This window comes from Sporomusa acidovorans, from assembly GCF_900101845.1.
GTDB lineage: Bacteria > Bacillota > Negativicutes > Sporomusales > Sporomusaceae > Sporomusa > Sporomusa acidovorans.
The window spans coordinates 1-24,511 of sequence record NZ_FNAM01000066.1 but is presented as its reverse complement, the minus strand read 5'-3'; the positions used below and the strand labels follow the sequence as shown (position 1 = coordinate 24,511).

At 41.3% G+C, this 24,511-nt stretch carries 25 protein-coding genes, 4 tRNA genes and 1 rRNA gene; 25 read left to right on the top strand and 5 right to left on the bottom strand.

Annotation, left to right across the window (positions count from 1 at the left end; translation table 11 throughout):
* The 3 genes from BLR65_RS26320 to BLR65_RS26310 all read left to right on the top strand — a co-directional run.
* Window positions 1–289: ribosomal RNA gene (locus BLR65_RS26320) — 23S ribosomal RNA — on the top strand; the annotation flags it as partial.
* Window positions 290–518: 229 nt separating this feature from the next.
* Window positions 519–594 (top strand) — tRNA-Asn (locus BLR65_RS26315).
* 183 nt (window positions 595–777) lie between these two features.
* Window positions 778–853, top strand: a tRNA-Met gene (locus BLR65_RS26310).
* A gap of 305 nt (window positions 854–1,158) precedes the next feature.
* Here the strand turns inward: BLR65_RS26310 and BLR65_RS26305 are convergent.
* The gene (locus BLR65_RS26305; protein ID WP_176772811.1) at window positions 1,159–1,578 is read right to left on the bottom strand and encodes an EamA family transporter; all 420 of its coding nucleotides are present in this window, start codon (window positions 1,576–1,578) and stop codon (window positions 1,159–1,161) included.
* A 241-nt stretch (window positions 1,579–1,819) separates the two neighbouring features.
* Here BLR65_RS26305 and crcB point away from each other — a divergent pair, with 241 nt between their 5' ends.
* From crcB to BLR65_RS26285, 4 genes are all read left to right on the top strand, one after another.
* Window positions 1,820–2,200 carry a fluoride efflux transporter CrcB gene (gene crcB, locus BLR65_RS26300; protein ID WP_093797418.1) on the top strand — a complete coding sequence of 127 codons (381 nt, stop codon included), beginning with the start codon at window positions 1,820–1,822 and terminating at the stop codon, window positions 2,198–2,200.
* A gap of 62 nt (window positions 2,201–2,262) precedes the next feature.
* Complete coding sequence (locus tag BLR65_RS26295; protein WP_093797416.1) at window positions 2,263–3,681, top strand: hypothetical protein; 1,419 nt, start codon at window positions 2,263–2,265, stop codon at window positions 3,679–3,681.
* A gap of 145 nt (window positions 3,682–3,826) precedes the next feature.
* On the top strand, window positions 3,827–4,786 hold the full coding sequence (gene pfkA / locus BLR65_RS26290) for a 6-phosphofructokinase (RefSeq protein ID WP_281241601.1): 960 nt from the start codon (window positions 3,827–3,829) through the stop codon (window positions 4,784–4,786).
* A gap of 254 nt (window positions 4,787–5,040) precedes the next feature.
* Window positions 5,041–6,516 carry a methyl-accepting chemotaxis protein gene (locus BLR65_RS26285; protein ID WP_093797414.1) on the top strand — a complete coding sequence of 492 codons (1,476 nt, stop codon included), beginning with the start codon at window positions 5,041–5,043 and terminating at the stop codon, window positions 6,514–6,516.
* A gap of 1 nt (window position 6,517) precedes the next feature.
* Here BLR65_RS26285 and BLR65_RS26280 read toward each other — a convergent pair whose 3' ends face one another.
* A complete protein-coding gene (locus tag BLR65_RS26280; RefSeq protein ID WP_093797412.1) occupies window positions 6,518–6,853 on the bottom strand; it encodes a cupin domain-containing protein in 336 nt (111 codons plus the stop codon).
* Between the two features lie 135 nt (window positions 6,854–6,988).
* Complete coding sequence (locus tag BLR65_RS26275) at window positions 6,989–7,276, bottom strand: hypothetical protein (protein ID WP_093797410.1); 288 nt, start codon at window positions 7,274–7,276, stop codon at window positions 6,989–6,991.
* 212 nt (window positions 7,277–7,488) lie between these two features.
* Between BLR65_RS26275 and asnB the strand changes: the two genes are divergently transcribed.
* From asnB to BLR65_RS26255, 5 genes are all read left to right on the top strand, one after another.
* Window positions 7,489–9,333, top strand: coding sequence for an asparagine synthase (glutamine-hydrolyzing) (asnB, locus tag BLR65_RS26270; protein WP_093797408.1), 1,845 nt, complete (start codon window positions 7,489–7,491; stop codon window positions 9,331–9,333).
* Window positions 9,334–9,515: 182 nt separating this feature from the next.
* Window positions 9,516–10,760 (top strand): ankyrin repeat domain-containing protein, encoded by a 1,245-nt coding sequence (locus tag BLR65_RS26265; RefSeq protein WP_218130674.1) that lies wholly within the window; start codon window positions 9,516–9,518, stop codon window positions 10,758–10,760.
* 386 nt (window positions 10,761–11,146) lie between these two features.
* A complete protein-coding gene (locus BLR65_RS30205) occupies window positions 11,147–11,308 on the top strand; it encodes a hypothetical protein (RefSeq protein ID WP_169716787.1) in 162 nt (53 codons plus the stop codon).
* 65 nt (window positions 11,309–11,373) lie between these two features.
* Window positions 11,374–11,449 (top strand) — tRNA-Gln (locus tag BLR65_RS26260).
* A gap of 7 nt (window positions 11,450–11,456) precedes the next feature.
* Window positions 11,457–11,532, top strand: a tRNA-Lys gene (locus BLR65_RS26255).
* Window positions 11,533–11,699: 167 nt separating this feature from the next.
* On the opposite strand, the gene BLR65_RS26250 is transcribed toward BLR65_RS26255, so the two are convergent.
* Entirely contained in the window at window positions 11,700–13,055 is a 1,356-nt protein-coding gene (locus BLR65_RS26250) for a site-specific integrase (RefSeq protein WP_093797404.1), read from the bottom strand.
* 116 nt (window positions 13,056–13,171) lie between these two features.
* Here BLR65_RS26250 and BLR65_RS26245 point away from each other — a divergent pair, with 116 nt between their 5' ends.
* The 13 genes from BLR65_RS26245 to BLR65_RS26190 all read left to right on the top strand — a co-directional run bounded on the left by BLR65_RS26245 (window position 13,172) and on the right by BLR65_RS26190 (window position 24,082).
* On the top strand, window positions 13,172–13,342 hold the full coding sequence (locus BLR65_RS26245; RefSeq protein WP_093797402.1) for a helix-turn-helix domain-containing protein: 171 nt from the start codon (window positions 13,172–13,174) through the stop codon (window positions 13,340–13,342).
* A 12-nt stretch (window positions 13,343–13,354) separates the two neighbouring features.
* The gene (locus BLR65_RS26240) at window positions 13,355–14,206 is read left to right on the top strand and encodes a hypothetical protein (RefSeq protein WP_093797400.1); all 852 of its coding nucleotides are present in this window, start codon (window positions 13,355–13,357) and stop codon (window positions 14,204–14,206) included.
* Between the two features lie 390 nt (window positions 14,207–14,596).
* Window positions 14,597–14,782, top strand: a complete 186-nt coding sequence (locus BLR65_RS26235; protein ID WP_093797398.1) for a hypothetical protein — start codon at window positions 14,597–14,599, stop codon at window positions 14,780–14,782.
* Complete coding sequence (locus tag BLR65_RS26230; RefSeq protein ID WP_093797396.1) at window positions 14,782–15,012, top strand: helix-turn-helix domain-containing protein; 231 nt, start codon at window positions 14,782–14,784, stop codon at window positions 15,010–15,012. Before BLR65_RS26235 ends, BLR65_RS26230 begins: the two co-directional genes overlap by 1 nt.
* A 127-nt stretch (window positions 15,013–15,139) precedes the next feature.
* On the top strand, window positions 15,140–17,587 hold the full coding sequence (locus BLR65_RS26225; protein ID WP_176772810.1) for a DUF3987 domain-containing protein: 2,448 nt from the start codon (window positions 15,140–15,142) through the stop codon (window positions 17,585–17,587).
* Window positions 17,587–18,039: a hypothetical protein gene (locus BLR65_RS26220; RefSeq protein ID WP_093797392.1), complete on the top strand. Its 453-nt coding sequence runs from the start codon at window positions 17,587–17,589 to the stop codon at window positions 18,037–18,039. Before BLR65_RS26225 ends, BLR65_RS26220 begins: the two co-directional genes overlap by 1 nt.
* Window positions 18,040–18,123: 84 nt before the next feature.
* Window positions 18,124–18,438, top strand: a complete 315-nt coding sequence (locus tag BLR65_RS26215) for a hypothetical protein (RefSeq protein ID WP_093797390.1) — start codon at window positions 18,124–18,126, stop codon at window positions 18,436–18,438.
* An 81-nt stretch (window positions 18,439–18,519) separates the two neighbouring features.
* Window positions 18,520–18,684, top strand: coding sequence for a hypothetical protein (locus tag BLR65_RS30200; RefSeq protein WP_169716786.1), 165 nt, complete (start codon window positions 18,520–18,522; stop codon window positions 18,682–18,684).
* 6 nt (window positions 18,685–18,690) lie between these two features.
* On the top strand, window positions 18,691–18,975 hold the full coding sequence (locus tag BLR65_RS26210) for a hypothetical protein (RefSeq protein WP_093797388.1): 285 nt from the start codon (window positions 18,691–18,693) through the stop codon (window positions 18,973–18,975).
* A gap of 64 nt (window positions 18,976–19,039) precedes the next feature.
* A complete protein-coding gene (locus BLR65_RS26205) occupies window positions 19,040–19,687 on the top strand; it encodes a hypothetical protein (RefSeq protein WP_093797386.1) in 648 nt (215 codons plus the stop codon).
* 437 nt (window positions 19,688–20,124) lie between these two features.
* Window positions 20,125–20,355: a hypothetical protein gene (locus BLR65_RS26200; protein WP_093797384.1), complete on the top strand. Its 231-nt coding sequence runs from the start codon at window positions 20,125–20,127 to the stop codon at window positions 20,353–20,355.
* Window positions 20,356–20,417: 62 nt separating this feature from the next.
* A complete protein-coding gene (locus BLR65_RS26195) occupies window positions 20,418–23,285 on the top strand; it encodes a hypothetical protein (RefSeq protein ID WP_093797382.1) in 2,868 nt (955 codons plus the stop codon).
* Between the two features lie 179 nt (window positions 23,286–23,464).
* Entirely contained in the window at window positions 23,465–24,082 is a 618-nt protein-coding gene (locus BLR65_RS26190) for a hypothetical protein (protein ID WP_093797380.1), read from the top strand.
* Window positions 24,083–24,170: 88 nt separating this feature from the next.
* Here the strand turns inward: BLR65_RS26190 and BLR65_RS26185 are convergent.
* Window positions 24,171–24,511: ISAs1 family transposase (locus tag BLR65_RS26185; RefSeq protein WP_143122663.1), on the bottom strand; the 341-nt coding region annotated here is incomplete at its 5' end.

Below are 24,511 nucleotides of genomic sequence, written 5' to 3'. Positions count from 1 at the left end.
TCCCTATCCATCGCGGGCGTAAGAGACTTGAAGGGAACTGCTCCTAGTACGAGAGGACCGGAGTGGACGGACCAATGGTGTACCAGTTATTCCGCCAGGAGTACAGCTGGGTAGCTACGTCCGGAAAGGATAAACGCTGAAAGCATCTAAGCGTGAAACCAGCCTTAAGATGAGGTCTGTGATTCGCAAGAAGTAAGGCCCCTTATAGATGATAAGGTAGATAGGCCAGATGTGGAAGTGGAGTAATCCATGGAGCTGACTGGTACTAATAGGCCGAGCACTTGACTTAACTTGTTCGCATAAATGCGAACGACGTAAAACCTAATTGTAGTGAGAACGAGTGAAAAATGAGGTTACTCACTAACGCTCGTAACTAAGCGACTTACTCAGGTTCTAGCGTCGCTGACGCTCCTAATAACCTGGTTCGCTGCTTATCTTCTGTGAAGTTTTGAAGGAGCATACCTTCAAAAAAATGATAAATCGAAAGTCGTAAATCGACAATTGAATATCGAAAATATTCCTCGATAGCTCAGTTGGTAGAGCAATCGGCTGTTAACCGATCGGTCGTAGGTTCGAGTCCTACTCGGGGAGCCATAAGCAGCGAACCGGGTTTTTGCGAGCCGTGAGGCGAAGCGAGAACCCGAGTGAGTCGCTTAGTTCCGAGCGGTAGTGATAAGCAGAGAGCCCAAGAAGGCAAGCCGAGAGGCGAAGACTGATTGGTGCGAATCGCTTAGTTCCGAGCGGTAGTGAGGAACATCAATAAAGGAACTTTTATATCGCGGGATGGAGCAGTTGGTAGCTCGTCGGGCTCATAACCCGAAGGCCGCAGGTTCAAGTCCTGCTCCCGCAACCATGCTAGTAATGCCAAATGAGGAAAATACCTTATTTGGCGTTTTTTATTTTTGATAAGAAAACTTAATTTTATAAAAATTGTTAGTAATGAAGTAAAGCCATAGATTGATTGAAAAATATTGCAACAATAAATTTTGATTTATAGCAAAGGAATGTTTTTCCCAATTTGATGTAATTCATCGATATAGATGTTTTATCAGAACTCAACAAAGGGTAAGGTGTGCAGCTGTAATAATTCCAGCAAAAAAACTGGCTCATAACGGGCCAGTTTTTTTATCCGGGAATCTATATAAAATAGGCCTTTTACTACTGTAGGCTGATTAAAATCAGACCAATCGTAATAAAAAAAGCACCAATAACTTGACTGGTGGTGACGATTTCGTTCAGTATAAAATAGCTTAAAATGATTGTAACTAAGGGGGCACAAGACATAATCAGGGATACTTCATTAATATTACCGGCTTTTAAGGCGTAAAAATAGGCTAAATCACCTAGGAGTGCAGCCAATATGGCTTCAATAGTTATGATGATCCAGAGCGATGGCGGGATGCTGAGAAGTTCGGTATAGCTTCTGGCGCTAAGAAACCAGATCGCGATGATAATAGCGGCAATCATTGTTCGCAGGACAAAGGCTGTAGCAGGATTGATGCTGTTTAAAACCGCTTTCCCGAATATCGGCGCTAATCCTAAGCAAAGCACTCCGGTCAATGCGTAAATTAAAAACATGATCATTCCTCATTTCAACAGACTCAGTTGTAGATAAATATGCTAAAATAAGTATAAAAAAGAACTATCTTTTTTCTGTTGGGATTCGTTACAATAATAGTAAGATCTAGCTGAAGCCCAATAAAGATTATCTCTGTCAGGGTGCTGGTACGCTTCGTCGTTGTTGCTTGGCATTAGCTTTTACTAACCTGCCTGCAAGTCCTTATTGGATACTATGTAATATGATGAGGAGCTGATTTAAATCGTTACGAACATACTTTTAGTTGTAATCGGTGGTGGCATAGGATCTGTAGTTAGGTATGCAGTTTCCTTGTGGGCTGCAGATAAGTTAGGCACGCTGTTTCCGTATGGTACATTACTTGTTAATGTGGTAGGGTGTTTTATTATAGGACTATTTATGACACTCGTTACGGAAAAGTTTATCGCAAATCCTTATTGGCGGTTGTTAATTACGACAGGTTTTTTGGGTGGGTTCACTACTTTTTCATCCTATAGTTATGAAAGTTTAAAACTGCTGGAGGATACCGGCGTGATGGCTGCTTTTAATAATATTGCCGCTAACCTGATTATCGGACTTATGGCTACTTGGGTAGGAATTAAGGCCGCGAGAGTTCTTTTTTAACATGCTAAATTTCTTCTTGCTGCATATCTTGTAGGGAAATATGTCAGCGGGGAGGTAAGCACATGGGACTTGAACTTACGGCGCTGCACTATGTCTATGTACTGTTTGTGTTTTTAATCTTAGGGGTCATGGTAAAGCGACGTGACACATCCCTACTATGTATTGTCGGAATTTTTGTCATTGGTTTCATGGTGACAGGATCAATTTATCAGGCAATTAGCGGCATATTTAATAGTTTTGTATATGCTGCCACTGAATTGATGGATACTATTTTAATTATTTCCATCATTGTTGCTATGAGTAAGGTGCTTTATGTCACAGGCATTAACGCAGCTATGGTCGCACCGATAACTAAGCTTATCTGTACGCCGTCTCAAGCATATTGGATTACAGGTTTAGTCATGTTGATTATGTCCTGGTTCTTTTGGCCTTCGCCATCGGTGGCGTTAGTGGGAGCCGTACTTTTTCCGGTAGCAGTGAAAGCGGGGTTGCCTCCTTTGGGGGTCGCAATGGCGATGAACTTATTTGGCCACGGGATTGCACTGTCTGGCGATTTCGTTATTCAGGGAGCACCCAAACTGACGGCGGCAGCCGCCGGAATTCCCGTGAAAAGTGTTGTTAGTGCCAGTGTGCCGTTAGTTTTCGTTATGGGCTTGGTTACCACAGTTACCGCTTACTGGCTGTTAATACGGCAGATGCGGCAGGAAAATATGGCCGGCAATCAGACAACCGGAGCTGATGGCGATAAGTATTTGATCGAAAAAGATGAGGAGAATACAGTACTATTTGCTGCCTTATCTGTTACCGTGAAGAATATCTTTGCTATGGCTGTGCCGATACTATTCTTTATAGATGTAATTATTATGTATACTACTGGTTTGCAAGGCGGTGATGCCACCGCATTAATTGGCGGTACGGCGGTATTTATTTTAGCGTTAATTGCTTTGGTTGCTCATAAACAACAGGGATTAGAAAAAATAACAGCCTATTTTATTGATGGTTTTAAATTTGGGTTTACGGTATTTGGCCCTGTAATTCCTATTGCGGCTTTTTTCTACTTAGGAGATAGTGGTATAACCCATATTATGGGGGAGATTTTGCCGGCAGGTTCACAAGGCTTGGTTAATGATGTCGGTCTGGCAATTGCCAGAGTAGTACCCGTTAATGCCGGAGTCAGCGCGATTACCCTGACAGTTGTAGGCGCAGTGACAGGGTTGGATGGATCGGGCTTTTCGGGAATCTCATTAGCAGGATCTATTGCCCGGTTGTTTGCAGCAGCCATTGGTTCAGGAATTGCCACGCTAACCGCATTAGGTCAGATTGCTGCCATATGGGTAGGGGGAGGAACCTTAATCCCCTGGGCGTTACTGCCGGCAGCCGCAATTTGCGGCGTGAATCCATTTGACCTTGCAAGACAGAACTTAGTACCGGTATTATGCGGGCTAATCACAACTACAATCGTCGCTATGTTTTTAATTTAATTTTCTTTTGTGTTTATCAGGTGATATTCTTAAAGAAGGGCAAAGTGTCTGTTGATGGCTTAGCGAAAATTAGCTACCCGTCAAGGTGCACTGAGCGTTTAGACGAATGCGATAATTTTGATTTATTTTGAGAGGCAGGGATAGTGTGAAAAAAATAGCAGTAATAACGAGTGGTGGCGACTGTCCGGGAATGAATGCAGCTATCCGGGCCGTAGTTCGCGTAGCGATGGCCAACCAGATTGAAGTTTGGGGAATAAAAAACGGCTATGCTGGTATGATTGCCAATGACATGACACAATTAGATTCACGTTCTGTCGGTGATATTATTCATAAAGGCGGCACCTTTTTGGGAACAGCCCGCAGTGAAGAGTTTAAAACTTTGACAGGACGGCAAAAGGCCGTAGCCAATCTACAGGCACATGGGATTGAGGGACTTGTAGTTATTGGCGGTGACGGTTCGCTTACAGGAGCAAAACTGTTGGCCGAACTGGGAATTAAATTTGTCGGGTTACCGGGAACGATTGATAATGATATCTGGGGCACTGATTATACGATTGGTTTTGATACAGCCGTAAATACAGCCCTTGATGCCATAAATAAATTGCGGGATACCGCTTCTGCTCACGGACGGGTTATGCTGGTTGAGGTAATGGGGCGGGCTTGTGGCTGGATTGCTCTTACGGCAGGACTGGCAGGTGGAGCAGAAATTATTCTTATTCCGGAACAGCCATTTTCCTCCGAAAATATTTGCAGGCAGTTGTTGGAGTCGCGAGCTAAAGGAAAACAATACAGTATTGTAGTTGTAGCAGAAGGGGCAGGGAGTGCCATCGATCTTGGTAAAGTTATTTCCGCTAAGACAGGGTTAGAGACACGGGTATCTGTTCTGGGACATATTCAGCGCGGCGGGGCGCCTACCGTATCTGACCGACTGTTGGCTAGCCGTTTGGCGGAAAGAGCCGTTAGGGATCTTTTACAAGGCAAATCAGATATTATGATTGGTTATCGGAACAACCAGTGTGTGGAAGTCCCAATAACAGACGCTATCAGTAAGAAAAAGGACATTGACCCGGAGTTATACCGGTTGTCAGATGTTTTGTCACAATAATAGAAACCCGCATTTATTTCCAGGGAAATAAATGCGGGTTTTTGTCTATAGCCGGACGATGGCAGGCTGGATCCGTCGAACCAGAGAAAAAGGTATAATTTGTATCTCACTGAGAGAATCAAAAATGTAATGTCCAGCATTTCATGGACCCTGACTTATTTGTTCTTGCCATAAGACTGAATTCTATATAGTATATAATTATTGGTATTTCAATCGGGTTTACTTGGATACCTGGACAGGGAGTGAGATTGACAATGTGGTTTGGTAAAAATAAAGCGATTGAGAAATTGAATGCAGTGATGACAAGCTATTTACATGGTGATATGTCAGAAACGGTAACGATAAATGATTACCCAACAGAAATTCAGCCATTGGCCGGTAATATTGCCGCATTGGCCGAGATGCTGCGTGGTTTTATTCAGGAAACGCAGGTATCATCAAGCCAGGTTTCGGCAGCGGTAAATCAAGTGAATGCAGGGATTGGGCAAGCAGCCAACTTAGCTGAACAAGCGCGCCAGGAGTCTAACATTGCCGACCGGCTGTCCCAGGATATTGCCGAGGCTACAAAAAATGCCGCCAAACAAATTGACGACGTTATGTTGGCCACTCAAACAATCACCGAAGTAGCCGGTGATATTTATCAGGACAGTATCACATCCAAAAAGGCGGCCGAACAGGGGTGTCAGGCCACTGCCAAAGTGGCAGTGGCTATGGATTCTATCAGACAGGCCTCAGCCGAAGTAGGAGAAAAAATAAGTATTCTTACCAAAATGGCCCGGGATATTGACGGCCTTCTGACTACCATCCAGGGAATGTCGGCCCAAACCAATCTTTTGGCACTTAATGCGAGTATTGAGGCTGCCAGAGCGGGTGAACACGGGCGTGGTTTTGCAGTGGTGGCGCAGGAAATTCAAAAATTGTCAGATGCCAGTGCCGATGCCGCGTATTCTGCTAATAAATTGTTGGCTGAAATTGACGGCGGCGTAGTATCAGCCGCTAAGGCTGCGGCAGCGGGGGCCGCTGCTGTTGAAACAGGAGCCAGGGAAATGAAGGGGGCAGACGATAGTCTGCAGGCGATTTTTGCTGCCAGTGTGCAGGTTGAAAATAAAGTAGCCGAAGCGACTGCCGCCCGGCAGAATCAACTGGCGGCAACACAGAAAACAGCCGACTTTTTAGGCCAGATTGCTAACATAGCCGGGCAAGCCGCCAGCCGCATGATGACGGTGGCGGCTTCCATTGCACAACAGGATAAACACTTGAGTAATACTCGGCAAATGGGAGATGTCTTAGCGAAGGTTGCGGATAGCTTGGTTGCAACTACCGGCAAAATCACCCTTATCGATATGAATAGCGGCCGGCAGGCGGAGCTTGATGAAAAAATTGCCAAATTACATACCTTACTTGCCCGGGTAGTAAAGGATGAACGTATCAAGTCGCTGGATTTTTCTAACCATACCGAAGTTTTAAAAGATCTTATGGCTAAAAATCCTGAACTTGAGGCTGCCTGGACGAATCTTCCGGATGGGCAATTTGTTGTTTCGTTGCCGCCTGCCGGAATTGCCAACGCCCAAACGAGAATGTGGTTTAAGCAGGCACTGCAAGGTGAGTTCTATGTATCAGAGATATATGTTTCCGCGATATCTCACCAGCCGTGTTTGACCATTTCTTTGGCAATTACGGGTGATCATGAAAATATAACCGGCGTGCTTGGGGTTGATTTACGTCTATAAGTTACATGACAAGCACTAATAACATTTTAAAATTTTCTACAGCGTCTAAGGCATGAGGCACTTCAGCCGGCATAACAACAACTTGTCCGGTAGTTGCCGTGATTTCTTCACTGCCAACGGTAATACTGGCTTTGCCGTCAAGAATATAGACCATGGCATCACCAGGGGCGGAATGACTGCTGATGGCTTCGCCTTTAGCGAAGGCAAACAATGTCATACTAAGCGTTTTATTTTGCGATAACGTCAGGCTGACTACTTTGCCGGGTTGATAGTCGACCAGATTGACCATCTCCAGGGCTTTACCAAACTCAATATTTTTGATAAATTGTTTTTCCATGTTAACCTCCTGATAAAATTTTGTATTTAGCTTGTCATAAGTTTACCAAATCAATGGTAAACAGGCTGTGATTAAGGTCACAGTTTTCAAAAAAACAGGCCGTATGGCCTGTTTTTTTGTGTGTGCATCCAGCGCTTAGCGGACATCATCATTCAAGTCCAATGTTCCGTCCTCTGAAACCCGGGCGTTAAGGCTTACCTTCTCTTCGTGCCCCCACAACATTCTGGCTACCAAGCTGTTGGTGGCATGCTTATTGCCCGGCTTTAGTTTTTCTGTTCGCAGGGAATCCTCGGTGGCATCAAGACTAGTGTCCTGGTATACCGCATTAGCATTATCAATATCGGGTCCTTCTTGAAAAGTGGGTTTATTCGCAGCAGTTGATGTTTTTGTTTCAGTTTGCGCATTGGTATTCATAGTTTCCATGTAAATTCCTCCTAACTGAATCAGGTTTATTTGAAGTTAGCGTATCCGATGAATCCGTGTGCCATACATACTTTTTCAGTTTGTGACAATTGTTTGCCATTGCGCATATTTATAAGCATGCGAATCAATGTGAGGGCAGAGCCGCCTGTGCAGCGCGCCAGAGAGCTGGCGGCGTAGTGACACAGGCTATTCTTTTAGGGAGATGATCGTACATGTGTGGGATTGCTGGATGGATTGACTGGGAACAAAATCTTGCGAAAAAAAGCCATATCCTGTCCGCTATGGTTGAGACGCTGGCAGCGCGCGGGCCGGATGCGCAGGGAGCCTATATTACAACTCATGCGGCTCTAGGACACCGCCGGCTTAGTGTCATTGATCCGGTAGGGGGCGCCCAGCCCATGATCCGCTACCGTGGGGATCAAAAATATGTTATTACTTATAACGGAGAATTGTACAATACGCCCGAACTGCAGCAAGAACTTGAGGAACGGGGTTATACGTTCACCACCCACTGCGATACGGAAGTGTTGCTGGTGGCATTTATTGAGTGGGGAGCAGCCTGTGTTGAAAAATTTAATGGAATCTATGCCTTTGGGATATGGGATGAAAAAAACCAAAGCCTATTTTTGGCACGTGACCGTATTGGTGTAAAGCCGCTGTTTTATGCTGAACGCGGAAACAGTTTTATTTTTGGCTCTGAGCTCAAAACCTTATTGGCCAATCCGCTGGTACGACCGGAAATTGATGAAGAGGGATTAGCTGAAGTATTTATGCTGGGGCCGGCCCGTACGCCGGGAAACGGAGTATTTCGTGATGTCCGGGAGTTAAAGCCCGGTTATTCCCTGATATATAACCGGCAGGGAAAGATGATAAAACAATATTGGGCGCTGGAGTCCAAGCCGCATACGGACGACTTTTCAACGACCAAGGCTAAAGTCAGAGAGCTTTTGATCGACGCTGCCAGCAGGCAATTGGTATCCGATGTTCCCATTTGTACCCTACTGTCCGGCGGACTTGACTCCAGTGCGCTGACGGCGCTGGCCGCTATGTCCTATAAACGGTCAGGGCTGGGTAAACTGGACACTTATTCCGTCGACTATGTGGACAACGAATTATATTTTAAGGCTAGCAGCTTCCAGCCGAATGCGGATGCACCCTGGGTTACCTGCGTATCCGACCATTTTGATACCAGTCATCATACCATTTTATTAGATACTCCCGAACTGGCGGCGAGTCTGAGACCGGCAGCATTGGCCCGGGATTTGCCGGGGATGGCGGATATCGACACCTCGCTGTATTTATTCTGTCGCGAAATTAAAAAAGGGGCGACAGTAGCCCTATCCGGAGAATGCGCGGATGAAATCTTTGGCGGGTACCCTTGGTTTCAACGGGAACATATGATTAATGCCACAACTTTCCCCTGGTCCCCTAATCCTGAAATCCGTATTCCCTGGCTTAACTCCGCGGTTCAGGAGAGAATTAAACCTGCCGAATACGTAGCGCAGCGCTATAGTGACGCTTTGGCTGAAGTGCCGCACTTGCCGGGAGAAGAGAAACGCTCAGCCAGAATGCGGGAAATATTTTACCTTAGCCTTACCCGTTTTATGCCGACACTGCTGGATCGCAAAGACCGGATGAGTATGGCGTTTGGTTTGGAAGTTCGCGTACCTTTCTGTGATCATAGGATTGTTGACTATGTTTGGAATGTTCCCTGGGACATGAAAAATGCGCAAAACAGGGAAAAGGGACTACTTCGGTATGCCCTGGAAGGTATTCTGCCGGAAAATGTTTTGTGGAGAAAGAAGAGCCCCTATCCCAAAACGCATAATCCGGCCTATACAAGAGCTGTTGTAACTGAGGCTCTCCGCGTTTTAAACCAGGAATCATCACCACTCAAGCAGGTTCTTAATATTAATAAACTTAGAGAAATAGCCAGTGCGGATTTATCTGCTTCCAATATACCTTGGTTTGGTCAATTAATGAGCGGGCCGCAGCTTTTTGCCTATCTAATTCAAGCTGATCATTGGCTGCGTGAGTACAAAGTAAAAATAGTATGAATGATTCCGCCGCATGGATAACAAATGCGGCGGATTTGCTATTGGTAATTGTTAGAAAGATATTTATTTCACATGTGGCTTTCGATGGCAAATAAAAGGGAATATGGTTGTAAAAAGCGAATATATTAATTAGATAAATTTATCTGCCGGAGCGAATTATGTGGGCGAATTTGAAGGTAAAAATGGAAGAATTCATGCAAAAAATAAAAAGGATTAAGCGACCAAACATGAGTAAGCCGGATTTCCCCGGGATATTTGGCAAAATAAAAGCGGGCTTGGGAAGAATGGGGACAAATCTTGAGGCAAGACACTTGATCTATTTTGCCTTGATTTTGATGCCGGCTATTGTTGGGCTGGGGGCCTATTATGGGATTATGGACAGCAAAGCTAAGCTCGAGGCTGCCAACTTGCCGGAAAATCAGCTTATGCGTACGGGTGTGAATTTTACGGTCGAAGATTTTGTTAAATATGCCGGCCGGGGGAAAAAGGATATTACCGAATTATTTATTCGGGCCGGAATGTCGCCGGATTCTTACCGGAAAAATGACGGGTTTACACCGCTGCATGCCGCAGCCGCTTACGGGCGAACTACCATTGTACGTCAGCTCTTAGACAAGGGAGCTGATATAAATGCCCGGGATAAAGAAGGTCAAACACCGCTGATGAAGGCTGTTGGGAATAATCATGCCGATGTGGTGACAATTTTGCTGCAAAGAGGGGCTAACAGTTCTGCCCGGGATGGTAACGGAAATTCTGCTGTAAGTCTGGCTAAGGCAAAAAACGACCGCAGGGTGCTGGAAGCGTTAGCAAAAGCGGGAATTGGTGAAGGGCAGGAGAAAATCGTTCCCGTTTCCAATAAAAACGACAAATCTTATGCGCAAGCTGGCAAGCTGTCGAGAACCGGAACCAGCAGTGCTACAGCCCGTTCACCGGAAGCAGCGGCTGGTCCGGCAGGCCAATTTGTATTAACTTCAGGTTACGCGGGAAACATTGGTGTGGGTAAATCAATAGAGGCTTTATATCAAGAGTTCGGTAAACATGCCGTAAGCGCCGGTGAAGAATTTTTTAGTGGCAGACTTTATCCGGTGCTCAAGGCATACGACCAAGATGACGGGGCGCTGTCGCTTGCTATTTATTTTGCTCAAAAGAAAGATAGTGAGAAAGTGGTTACTGCAATTCATGTATTTGACAAAAAATATAAGACAGTCAGTGGTATTGGCGTAGGCGCTACCTTAGGAGAATTAAGAACAGCAGGCGAAGTGAGTTCCATAAGTTACTCCGACGCCCTGTATGCGGTTGCGCGCGACAGAAGAATTCGCTATGAGCTTGACATCAGCGCTGACAGCCTGCCGACTGACTGGCTGAATGGCGGCGATACCAATTCATTGCCTGATGATATGCCGATTAGGAGTATCTATATATTTTAGATCACTTTCTCGTTGACAACCCGGATGCTGGTATGCTAATATTTCAATATACCTTTTATACGGATACTACTTGGGCTGATTAGACAACTAAAGGCCAAAGAATTGCTCTAAAGGGCATTTCTTTGGCCTTTTTATTTTTAACAATAAACTTTTGCAATTTAAATAGGTTGAGTGTAGTTACAAAGGTCTAAGGTGCGGTTAGCGTCCTTAGTCTTACCTGCAAAAATAACTTCGTGTCATCGGCGCGAAGTTATTTTTTTAGACAGGAAGCGGTGTACGTATGAAGATAGTCTAAATATTTTTTCAATGAGGCAGGAATGAAAAAATATTTATGGAAATATAAGGCAATGGGTAAACTAATAACAGAGAAGGGATGATAAAATAAAATGAATAATCAAACGCAACCGCTATTAGTTCCTTTTACCTGTGACAAATGCGGCAAGTTATTAACCTGGACATTGCCTGATGCCCTAGTATGTTGTAAACAGTGTGGCAAATGGATTGCAAGCAGTGATGTGAAAAAAGATAATCCGGCAATAACGGCATGAGATAGTTGACAAAAGAAAAATAACTATATATAATATCTATTGTGCTTAAAATTTAATCTATATATTGGGGTGTCGCCAAGTTGGTAAGGCACGGGACTCTGACTCCCGCATTCCTAGGTTCGAGTCCTAGCACCCCAGCCATTATGCTGACTCACTAGCTCAACTGGCAGAGCAACTGACTCTTAATCAGTAGGTTCACGGTTCGATTCCGTGGTGGGTCACCATCTAAAAACTCAGGTGTATCAAGGGCTGAAAGGCTTTTGATGCGCCTTTAATTTTTGCCTATTACGGTAAACTAGTGACACTTTTGGTGACAGCGGCTTAAAATCTTGTACTAACAAATACAAATACATACAAAGTAAATTTTTAGAATGGGAAAAATTTAAGCAGGCTATTTTGCCTGCTTTTTTTGTTTCTCTTTTTCCTTTTCTTTTGCTTTTTCGGTTGCTTGCTGAATGAAGTTTTCCATTTTATCGGTTGTCTCTTTTTCGGCTGATTTTAATAGGTGGCTATAAACAACAGTCGTTGTGGTAGTATTTGCATGCCCTAACTTACCTGCTACAGTTCTAATATCAGTACCTGATGTTATAAGGTATGTAGCAGCCATATGTCTAAAGCTGTGTGGTGTGGTGATATGGGGTAGCTCATTATTCGTAATGAAGTCCTTAAGCCAAGTATTTACACTATCGGGGTGAGCTTTTTCACCGTTCCAGGTTGTAAAAATAAAATCATCTTCCGGTTTTTCTGCTCCTTGCCACTTGCCGCCCTTATCCGGTGTACCGCCAAGCTTAAGCCGTTTGGCTGACTGTTCAGCCTTGTATTGGTGCAGTAGATTTATAATGCTAGTTGAAATGGTGATAGTTCTTTTGCTAGATTCGTTCTTCGTTTCTTTAATGAATATCCCTTTTCCCGGCAGATATTGGCTAGCCTGCTCAATTTTAACAGTACCTTTGTCAAAGTCTACATGATGCCATTGCAGGCCGAACATTTCCCCGCGTCGCATACCTGTACTAATTAGCAGCAGAGCCATTAATTTATGTTTTAGTTCTTCCTTTTCTAATAAGAGCAGGAATTTGCCTGTTGTTTCTTCATCATATATTTTTTTAACTGTTTTTTCTGTTTTGGGTGGTTCTACTCTTTCGGCTGGATTATATGCCATAAAATTCCACTGTACTGCCTTTTCAAATAATGAATGGAGAAAAACATGGTATTTCTTTATGGTATTAGGGGATAGAGTATTGTTAATAATAGGGGTCTCAGTATTGGAAACTTTATTCTGGTTTTCGGTATCAGAATTAGGTGTCTTTTCTTTTTTTCTGCGTTTAGCATTAGGGTCTTGTTTTACTCCTGGTTCCGCGAGATTTTTATAAAACGATAGTAAATGTTTAGGTTCTATTTTATCAAGCCGCTTGTGTCCCAATGCTTCTTTGATGCGCTTAAATAAGCCTTTATTAAAAGATATGGTTTTAGGAGCATGACGGCCTATAGCGTAGTTTTCCTGCCAATATTCAAAGAATTGTTCTAAAGTCATTTTGCCGGATGTGGCCGTCTGGCCTTTTTCGATATCGGCTATAAATAGGGCAAGCTGTTTTCTAGCTTCCTTTTCCTGCTGTTCTTCGTTGTCACTGGTGACATGAACCGTCTTAGTGTGCCTAATTCTTTTGCCAGAACCGTCAAAGCCGCTTGAAACGGTTAATTTCCAGGAATGTTTACCCGTTTTTTGAACAGAGCCGTAAGATGTTGCCATGTTTACACCTTCTTCTAATAACTATATCTTTATTGTAATATACTTATTATGATATGTAAATACTTATATTGACATATTAGAATGTATTTTATATAATTATTGTAAGAGGTGATATAATGAAATATTATACTGTTCGTGAAATTGCAGACATGCTTAAACTTACAGAGCGTGGCATACAAAAATGGATTCGTGATGGTGAAATAGTGGCCTACAAGATGGGGCGTGAATATCGCATAGAGGAAAAGGATTTTCAAGTATTTATGGAGAACAGGAAGAATGTTAAGTAGGGATGATATATATTGAGAGTAGTAGATTTTACTAGAGAAAATGATATTTTTAATGATAATTATTATTCGTCATTTGATAGCAAAAAAACCAATAAAATATATTCAATAAAACGCTTCTATATCCATAAGGAACTAACAAAGGAAATGAAAGAGTTTTTGCGCTTTGGTTTGCAATTACTTGCTAAGATTGGCGTAATTACTGAATTTGATAGCCGAGTATTTTATCTGTATGAAGTTGATAAAAAGAAGCAAGCGGAGATTGCAAATCTTCTTAATTCAACGATTAATATAGTGAAGAAGGTGAATCCTAGGGTTAGAAAGAAGTTAGCGGAAAAATCTAACCTTGTTATCGTTACTTTTTTTGGAGAATCTATTGAGGAATTGCTTGAAGAATTAAATTATAGTGAATGGGCATTAAAAAAAGGAAATTTACAGAAGAACCGCGATAAAATATATAAACAGTATGGAACTTCGCCGGATGTTGAAATTAGTCTAAAAATAGATAATTACCATGAAATCTTTTGGAAGAAATATTTGGAAAGTGATTCTGATATTTTAAATTTTACTAAAACTTTACACCAAGATGCTAAGTACAAAGAATTAATACAAAAACTTGAAGCAGTTAAGAAATCCACTAAATACATAGAGTGGGCTACGTGCGTTAATAGAGAACATGAGATTCTTGACAATCAAACACGAGATAAGTTCCTTTGTGAAAAATATAATACCAATATTAAGGAATTGAGCGATATTTTAAGCATAAAAAGAAATCTACTTATTAATCAACAAAGAGAAGTTATATTTTATCTATGGGGATATATTCAGATTGAATGGATGAAATTAAATAAAAGTAGTTGGGAGTGAATAAATAAATTTGATTTTGATGTTGACTTATTGCGGCACTTTTGATACCATAATGTTAAGGGTGAAGTTTAAACAATTTTAATATGTTGAGCCGAGGCTTTATTGCCTTGGCTTTTTTATTTGTGGATAATTAATAAAAGTCAGTCCTAAAATACCGATTTTACATGTTATAGTGTTAGTATCGAAAGTCGCTTAAAGTAGTTATGGTTTTTCTAAAAAATTAATAAACAAGAAAAGGCACTCATTCATTTTATATGGGTGTCTTTTGCACTTTTTCTAATCTGAAACAGGAGAAAAAAATAACATGTCGAAAATAGTGTGAGCACCATAGGGTGCTTTTTTTTATGCCAAAAATACCAACAAAATCAACATCATGGGAGGATTTAAAATATGACCAACAATCAAAAAATTAAAACTGCGCTAAAAAAGGCGCGGATTCCTCAATGGCGGCTAGCCGACTATTTAGGTATTCGAGAAGATAGCCTATCTCGTATGTTCAGGTATGAAATTAAGCCCGACAAAGCCGGGGAAATGTTGTTAGCAATTGAAAAAATAGGCCGGGAGGTAAAAAAATAATGGAAGTTTTAAACGACAAGGAATTAGCAAAAAAAATTGACCCATCGGGGAAAATAGTTACGCCCTGGACAATCAGAAAATGGCGTATTGAGGGTGGAATGCCGTCATTTAAAGTCGGTCGGCGTATCTTTTTTAGATTAGAATCCGTCATGAAATGGATGGACGAACGAGAAAAAAGCGAACAATGCAATGAACCACAAGAGTATGGTACGCTCCGCAAAATCTATTAAAATACAACAAAAAAGCCGCTATTGAGAGTAAGCGGCAGGAAGTGGGTGATATATTGAATTTACGCTTTAATTATAGCAGAATTCAAGGAAATTTACAATGTTTTACTGCATTGGCGGTGATGGAATAGTGGATATTATTGAAGCCATTAAAGAAAGATTACTAATTTTAGATGCATATAATCGCTATTGTATTGGCGGTGCATTAAAAGAAAAAAACGGGGAGTACTGGGGCTGCTGCCCATTTCATAATGAGGATACCGCTAGCTTTTCTGTTAATCCTCAAAAGGGAAGCTTCTATTGCTTTGGCTGTGGGGCCAAGGGTGATGTTATAGAATTGGTGAAACTAGCCAAAGGGTTTGCGAATACGGCAGACACAATTAAATTCCTTGCTGATGAATTGGGATTGAATAATGAACCGCCAAAACAAGCGTTTGATTGGTCACAAGCAACAAAAGATCGTGAACATGTTTGGACTACAATTGAAGGTCAGGAAATTCTTAAAAAAGAAATTTGGAAGATGCCGGACGGTCAGAAACAAGCATTATGGTTTCATAAAGATGCAGGACAATGGCTCAAGGGTAAAAACGGTTTACAATGTGGATTATATCGACAGTCAGAAGTCCAAGATGATATTGAAAACCATAGAACTATCTATGCTGTTGAGGGTGAAAAAGATTGTGATACTGTTAGAGGGCATGGTTTAGCAGCTACAACCGTGGGCGGGGCTTCAGATTATTGGAAGGTTCAACATATCAACATTATCCCGCCCGGTCATGAGGTAGTCATTTTAGGAGACAATGATTTGCCGGGACGAAACTTACAACAGGATACAGCCAGGAAGTTATATGAGCATGGTTGCAAAGTTAAAGTAATTGATTTACCGGGGCTGCCACTCAAGGGGGATATAACAGATTGGCTAAGTGCAGGTCACACTAAAGATGAATTGTCAAAATTAGTTGAACAAGCACAGGAATATACTTCCCAATATTCTCAAAATCCTCAAAATGATGAATGGCCGGAAATAATTCCCCTATCGTCATATACAGTGCCAACTTTTCCGGTTCAATGCTTACCTGATTGGTTACAACGATATACTACGGAACTATCGATAGCTACACAAACACCGATTGACTTATCTTGTATGTTGGTTTTGTCAGTGATCGTTGCTGCTGTAGCGCGGAAGGTTGAAATAATGCCACATGATGGGTGGCGTGAACCGCTTAACATTTATACCGTAACTGCGTTGCCCCCTGCAAGTCGTAAAAGTGCGGTTTTTACTGAATGCACCTTGCCCTTAGTAGAATATGAAAAAGGATTACGTCAAAGCAAAGCAGCCGAAGTAAGAACTGCTCAAAACGAATTTAAAGCATTGGAACAGGCATTACAGCAAGCACAGAGTGCAAAAGCCAAGGCATTGGCAAATGGTAAGTCACTAGAACACGATGCGATTAATGAATTGTCAAAGAGAATCGAAGAGTTTCAAGTACCAAGTATGCCGCGTTTAGTGGCTGATGATAGCACAATTGAAAGCATAGCGGCATTATTGGCTGAACAACAAGGAAGGATGGCTATTATGAGTGCCGAGGGTGATTTATTTGATATATTAGCAGGAAGGTATAGTTCTGGGAATATTGTTAATATTGGGGTTGTACTCAAGGGGCATTCAGGTGATTTTGTACGCGTAGACAGAATCGGCAGGGGGTCCATAAGCATAGATAATCCTGCGCTTACTATTGGACTCGCAATTCAACCGGATGTATTAAGGGGACTGGTACAAAAGCCGGGTTTTCGTGGGCGTGGATTGCTAGGCCGGTTTTTATATAGCTTACCACAGAGCAATATAGGTCACAGAAATATCAATACTATAGCACTGTCAGAAATGACGCATCAGCGATATTGTAATAAAATTAAAAGCTTGCTTGACTTGCAATTTCATGGCTACACAAATGTCTTATTACTAGATGATGCCGCCAAAGTAGAATTTATCAAATTTGAAGAATGGTTAGAACCAAATTTAGCTGATGGCGGCGAACTTGCCAGTATAACAGATTGGGGTGGAAAACTGTCCGGAGCAGTTGCTAGGATTGCCGGTATTCTTTATATGGCAAAACATGCCGGTGATAATGAGCCGTGGAAACAGCGCATTAATAGGGATGAGATTAATAATGCCGTTAAAATAGGCAGTTATCTTATCGAACATGCTAAAGCCGCATTTAATATCATGGGCGATAATGAAGATATAGAATCAGCGAAAATATTCTTGCGATGGATTGAAAAGACAGGGGTCCAGGAATTTAAAAAACGGGATTTATTTCAGTCTATTAAGGGTAGTTTTCCAAGGGTAGAAATGTTAGATGCTGGTTTGTCAATTTTACTTGATTATGGATATATTCGTAAAAAGGTATCAGAAAAAAATAAGGCAGGTAGACCGAGTGTGATTTATGAAGTAAATCCAAAATACACTTCTCAAAACTCCCAAAATACTCAAAACCCATTAGTAAAGGTTAGTTTTGGGGATATTGAGGATATTGAGAATAGTCTTCAAGGTATTAATTTATTAGGCGGTGAGTTCTAATGCAACAGATTATTGAACTTGAACGGTTGGGATTTGTTTTTTTAATTGTCAATAAGAAGCTGAAATATCAATATAATCGTGAAGGGCTGCCGGACAGTTCGGCGGCTCTTTTACTTGGTGAAGTTAAAACTCATAAGGAAGAGGCTATAACATACCTGCAAAGCAGAATGATGGACGCAAGCGAAGCTATCAAGCTAGCATACCAAGGTAAGCTAAAACATTCGGTATTAATTGAGCCACAGCCAGAATATGCCGAATTATGGGGCGGGGCAGTGTGGCTATGCCCTGATGATACCAGCAAACAGCGTATACGGCAGAAATATCCTGCAGACCTTGCGCTATCGGCTGGTGAGTTTTTTGAGATTTGCGAAGGTCTAAGTCATGGCGAGGACATGCGGCCAATAATTGATGCTATGCGATTATTTGGCGGGAGTCTGGGAAAAGTATCATGATAAAGGAGAGTAATTTAATTATGGAAACAAAAAAATGCTAATGATTGCAATGAAATAGGAAATAGAATATTTGAATTATGTAAAGTGATTAATGAGACCAATGAATTAACAAACGAGCAGACTCAGGAAATTTTAAGGTTAATGACTGCTCAAACAAACCAATATAAAATTCTGCTGAATTATTTGGTACAAGCAGCCCGACAAATGAAAGAATGGAAAACATTCTGGTGTGAATTAGAATCTCACGTTGACCAACTTAATACTGAACAAGACATAATGTGCAGGTTCCTAGATGTCAAGGATTTGCGGCAACAGTACATTGATTTTGCAAATTCAGAACTGGCACAGTTACGGCTAAAGGTTGTAGAAGGGGGTAAAGGTAATGATGAATCGGATTAAGGTAGTATGGACACAATTTAGGCGGCGACTAGCAGATGATATTTTGTTATTCCTGCTAATATGGTCTGGGGCGGTGCTATTATGGGTAGGTCTGAAATAGTTATCCGGTTGCCACGTTGTATTTTAGTGCTGAAACATGATGAAATCATGGCAATGCTAAAAGTTAATCCAAGCATATGGGCGCAGGCTTTACGGCGTGGCAAAGGATATTCGAGAACTGAAAAAGCAATGAGTAGAAAGGATTGATTAGTAGTGGAAAATAAATTACTAGTTATATTAGATAATGGCAAGTACGCAGTTACCATGAATACCGGAAAAGAAAAAGACGGACAACCAGTATTTGGGTTATTACGGTCTTTTGAGTATCCCGTTGATGCATTAGCATATGCCAGTGGTATTGTTGATGGTTGGAGACTTGCTCAAAAAATTGGGGGTTATTTCATTCCTTTTGATTCTGATTATATTAAGGTAACACCTGAGGTTGCTGCTGTATTAAATAGCATAATACGCCCGGTTGAAAAAAGTAAGGTAAATTAGATTGAACAACAGCGATATTGCGGCAGTGAGAGGGCCGTTAATAATTGTAAAAGGTTGTGTATGTATGGAGACTGAAAAAGAATATGCCTTAACTGGGCGGGGTGTGGCGTTAGTAACATTCCTTACAGACCCAAAAGAAGCAGATAGGGTAATGTATTACAAGAACTTATTTTTGCAAATGGCTGAACGTCACGGCATGACAGTAGCGAAATTTGAGGAATACGCCGGGGAAACATTACCGCCTGTTATGTCTTATCATGCAGCAGTATTGCAGTATCTAGAAACGGACGGAGATCGCATAGCAAAGTTTGTACAATGGATATTTAATGAGCAGTATTTGACTGATACTGATGTAATGGGCGCATTTGGTGCAAAGGTAGCAGAGCCGCCCAAACAAAGCAAGAACTTTAAGCCAGCGGGTAAATTGGACGAGCTAAAGGCAAAGCAGCCTGTATGGATAGAGATAAAGTCTGCGCCAAATAATAACGGCTTTAATGTGACTTTATCAATGTATGGACAAGAGTTTACTTATCCAGAGACTATGGAACTAGAAGAAGCCTGTTCTTGTGTTGCTTGGTTTGTAGAGGAACATAGGTTACCTTGGGGTGAAGCGGTGTTTATCCCGGTAAACGAGATAATAAAACAAAGTGATCGGTCTTTGACGTGCAGGCGAGTATTAAAAGAGATGCAGTCCGAAGGTTTACTAGTTTAAGACCAACAGGACAGCGATATAAGCGGCTATGGTGAGAAGAAGCCGAAACTATGTATAAGCCAGTTTGATGGCGTGGTGAGCTTGTGAGACTTGAATTAGAGCGATTCTGAAAAAACGTAAATGTCTACGGGAAAAAAAGTAATTCTTTAAAATTCATCGTGTTAAGCTGGTTCGCATTATGTGCGAGGTTTTTCACGTGAAGAATCTAAGTTCATAAGTTTTTAGCCTGTTTTCAGATAGTAAATTTTATATTTATTTAGCTCTATGCGTGAAGGGCGGCTAGACCCCCCGTCAAAAATTCTAGCAAGTCAGGAGTCCTTTGCTGTGCTTTAGCCGCCCCGTTAATTTAGTAAATTTTGCAAGCGCAAAGGTAATTTTCAGATGAAAAAATTTTATAATATCCGCTACACGCGCGAAGAATTTTGGAGGTTGATATAATGTTAAAGGTTTTTGATGGTGATAAAACAACGAAACATGAGGAAAAGCCTAATTTATATGATAAGCTGATGGCTCTTGCTGGTAAGTGTGATCCACAAGGTAATTTACCGCCGGAATATAACGGGGAAATGCTATTAATAACTTCCTTAAAGGATTGCAGGCTATACCGGCTAGTGCTTATCAGGTTGCCGGGGTTGCTGCCGCTTTGGGAATTAGTTGATTTGTATTAACGAAAACGTTAACATTTTTAAATGCTGGTGTTATTGGATTAAGAACGGCATTAGCTTCAACTGTGCCTAAAAAATTAGAAGATGCGGCGGCAAGTACTGCAGAAACAATAGCCTTAGATGCAGATACGGCTACTACAAATGCTAATACGGTAGCAAAAGGCCGGTTGGCTGTAGCTACTACGGCTGCTACCGGCGGTATGAATTTGATATTAGCGGCATTAACGGCGGCGGCTGTCGGCGGTTCTATTTATGCTGCTAGTTTAGGGGCTGCTGGCAATGCTACTCAGAGTGCCATACAAAAAAATGAAGATTTAATAGCAGCAAAAAAACAAGAATTAGAAATGAATCAAAAACAAGTTGAGTTTATCGGCACTCTTGGCGAGTCATATAGTAAAATGCAGCAAAGCTTAATTGCTGTCGGTGATGATGAAAAAAAAGCTACTCAAATTAAAAAAGATATGCAAGCAACAGAGGACGAACTTGCAAAAATAGTCGGTAAAGATGCTGCTGAACGTATAACTCATTCCGAAGATATTAACGCCGCTATTACTCATGAGCAAGAAGTACATGCTGAAAAAGGTAAAAATATTCAGAAATCATTAGATAATATCGTTACCGTTCAAAAGCAATTAAGAGACGATACTATAAATTATTGCAATGATAGGATTGACGCTATTAACAACGAAGCCGTTGCTTTTGATAAAGCTGCTGATGCAATAGAAGAGGCATTGGGCCGTATTGATGCAGCTATGTACCGTTTTCATGAAAATAATGCAAAAGAAGCAAGAGCGAAAGCAGATGAATTGCAACAGTCTGGCGCAGATAAAAGCGGAGCACAGATACTTGCAGATGCTACTGGATGGCAACCATTAAAAGACATAGCTAACTCTGAATTCTTTAAAAATAGAGATGCCTATTATGAAAATGCAAACCAAGAAGCTATAGAAGGATTAAGAGGATTTGCAGAAAAAGAAGAAGCCGCAAAGCAAGAAATAGCAGATAGGGCAAAAACATTCTATTCCAATAAAGGAGCAGGAGCAGCAGGGTTAGGAAACCATTGGTATCCTTCCGGTGATGGCAGTACTGTTGGTGGGGATGAAACTACTCCCGGTGGTGGAGGAAAAGGCAAAGGTAAGGGTACGGGCAGGGAACGTAAAGGAGATTCTGCCTACACAATAGCGAAAAGGCAATATGAGGAAGATGTTAGTCTTGCCAATTATTCTGCCAATGAAAAATTATATCTCTATCACAAATACCTTGACGGCGTTGAAAAATCCGACAAGGAACGGTTAGACTTTTTAAAAGGACAGCATAGTTTAGATTCTGAAACCTATAAGGATTCGCTAAAGATTCAGTCGGACGAGTTGGAGATGCAACTTGCTAAACGGCAGATCAGCCAAGAAGAGTATTTGCAAAAACAAGTTGAATTAAAACGGCAGTCCCTTGACAAAGAACTTCAAACGGAAATTGAACACCGTGAATTATCAGATCAATCTGCTGGTAGGGAACAGCGGGCGGATGATGCCTACAAAACAGAAATTCAAGGTACAGCATGGTATATAGCCGCTTTAAAAGAAAGTTACAATGTAGAAAAGAAACTTAGCGACTATCAAATCGAATTAGCCAAGAAGGTAGCTGAATATCATCAGCAAATAGCCCTAGATGAAATCAGTGCAGAGGAAAAGAAATATCAGACTTTGTATGACCGGGGGCAAATTAATGAACAGCAATTATTAACTTTGCAAAGCGATTTAGAGAACCAGCGGTTTAAAATACAGTCTGATAGTCTAAATAAGCAGCTATTGGCTACATTGAATGACACTAGCGAGATTAGGGCGGCTTATGCGGATTATATTAATTCTACAACAGACCAAGATCGTAATGCTGCCGCTGAAAAGCTTATTAATTTGACTAAAAATAAAACTGGCACTCTGTCGGCGTTGAAAGAGCTAGAAACCGCCTATTCACAACATGCTGACAAGGTAAAGAATATTGATAATTCCATGTGGAAAGAATTAAATAAAAATATCCTGGAAGCTAAGAATTCTATGGCCGATGCTTTGAGTCAAGCTTTCCAGGATAATCTAAATGGAGCTACTTCGTTTTTGAAGTCACTACAAAATATTTTAAGTTCTGTTGGAAAAACAATTGAAAAACAGCTAACAAATGCAATAGCCAAGGATTTTACAGATAAAGCGTTTGGCAAAGCTCTAAACGGCAATAATAAAGCCTTGCAAGAAAAGCAGAATCAGACACAAATAACGGCTCAGGCGGCTTTGGGAGCGGCGGCAAGAGTAGCTATTGAACAGTCAACCGCCCAACAACAAGCAGCTATCACCCAGCAAAAAGCCATTACCCAAAAAGGCCTTGAACTGAGCAAAGACCAAATTATTACAGGATCGGCGCAAGCTATGGGGCAAACGGTTGTTTCTTCTATTCAAGCTAGTCTAAGTGCTATGCTCGAAATGCTACCTACAATGCTGCTAATGGCGGCTATAGGATCATTATTTGGTGGCGGTAAGTCTTCCACATCTTCAGAGACAAAAGATCGTTCTGCATCATCGTACTATAGTACAGGAACGGTATTAACCAGTTTGCCTAGCTATGACGTAGGATCGTTTGAATTGCCGGAAGATACTTTAGCTATGGTTCACAAAAAAGAAACAATTTTACCAGTACCTTTTGCCGAAGATTTTAGGGCAGCAGTAAAAAGCGGTAGTCTGTTTGGTGGTAATAGTAATAATCAGCAATCACAGCCACAATTTACAGTGCCTAAAATCAATCAGACAATTGTTAACAAAGTTTCTGTTATGGACGGAACCGGGGTAAGGCGTGCATTAACCAACAATGCACATCAAGTAAGACAAGCAACATATAACGTAAATCGTTCTATGGCTATACAGAATGCCAATAGATGGGGGTTGCCGTAATCCCGCCCATAAGTAAATATTACCCTGCTGGCTTAACCGCTGGCAGGGTTTATTTTTTTTATTATTTGTTTGAATATTTTAATAAAAATGTCTAGAAAAATATATTTTTTGCAGGAATAGGCTACTTTTTGTAGTAATATGGTAAATATATGTAAAATATTGAATAAGGAGTGGTCGTATTGAAGAAAGTTTTCGCATTTATTCTTTGCTTAGTAATTTCATCATTTGCAATACCTGCACATGCAGAAGTTAATTTTAGTTCTTCTCTTGAATCTAAGCCAACAATAGCAGTTCTTATTGGTGGTCAGGGAGCTATTCGTAGTAATGAAAAAGCTATAAAAATAATCTATGATAAGTTAAATGAAAAATTCCCGAATAAAGCTTACAATCTGGTCACTGATAGCAAGCTTTCGCAAGATGTATTAATTTTCACCGAGGATGAAGAAGTGACCGATATTTCTCAAATAAAAAAAGGACAACTTGCTAAATTTGGGAAAGAGCGAAACTTTGATTATATAATCTGCCTAGTTTTAGGTATGGGTTATGGTAGAGCGGGAATAGATTTTTGGTCTGCTAAATATAATATTGATGTGGATATGCAAGCTAAGGTGGTTGATGTTAGTACTGGTCAATATATATATAGACAAAACATCATGGGGCATGGAACAAGTTCTGCTGCACTTGGGATGCCTAGTTCGGTAAATGCATTTGCCAAGGCTACGCAGAAATGTATGGAGCAATTTGTTAAAGATATTACCATAAGTCCTATAAAGCCAACACCAACAGAAGATAAATAATATAGGTATACAACAACTGAAGCCGTTCTCACAAACGAGAACGGCTCTCTTTATATGTATCCATAAACTTAATAATACCAGGGCATGTTCATGAAAAAAGGCAGGGATTAAAAAGGACTTTCTCCATATAGTCAGGGTCTAGCGAGCAACGATAGCGCTTGCGCTGAATAGAGGCATTATAATCAGATTCTAACTTCAACAAATTTGCCGACAGTCTCCTCAATTGTGATAAATTTGCCGCCTCGATATTCATTCGCGTCTGCCACTGATCTTCTCGAAACCCAACGTCCAACACCCAGTGTAAATTATTTTCAATTCCCCAGTGCGACCGGGAAGCTTGGGCAATTTCTTCGATAGTGCCTTTCATACTCGTAATATACAAGCGAATTTCTGCCTCTGCTTTTTTGCCGCTTTTTACGTCTGTTCTGC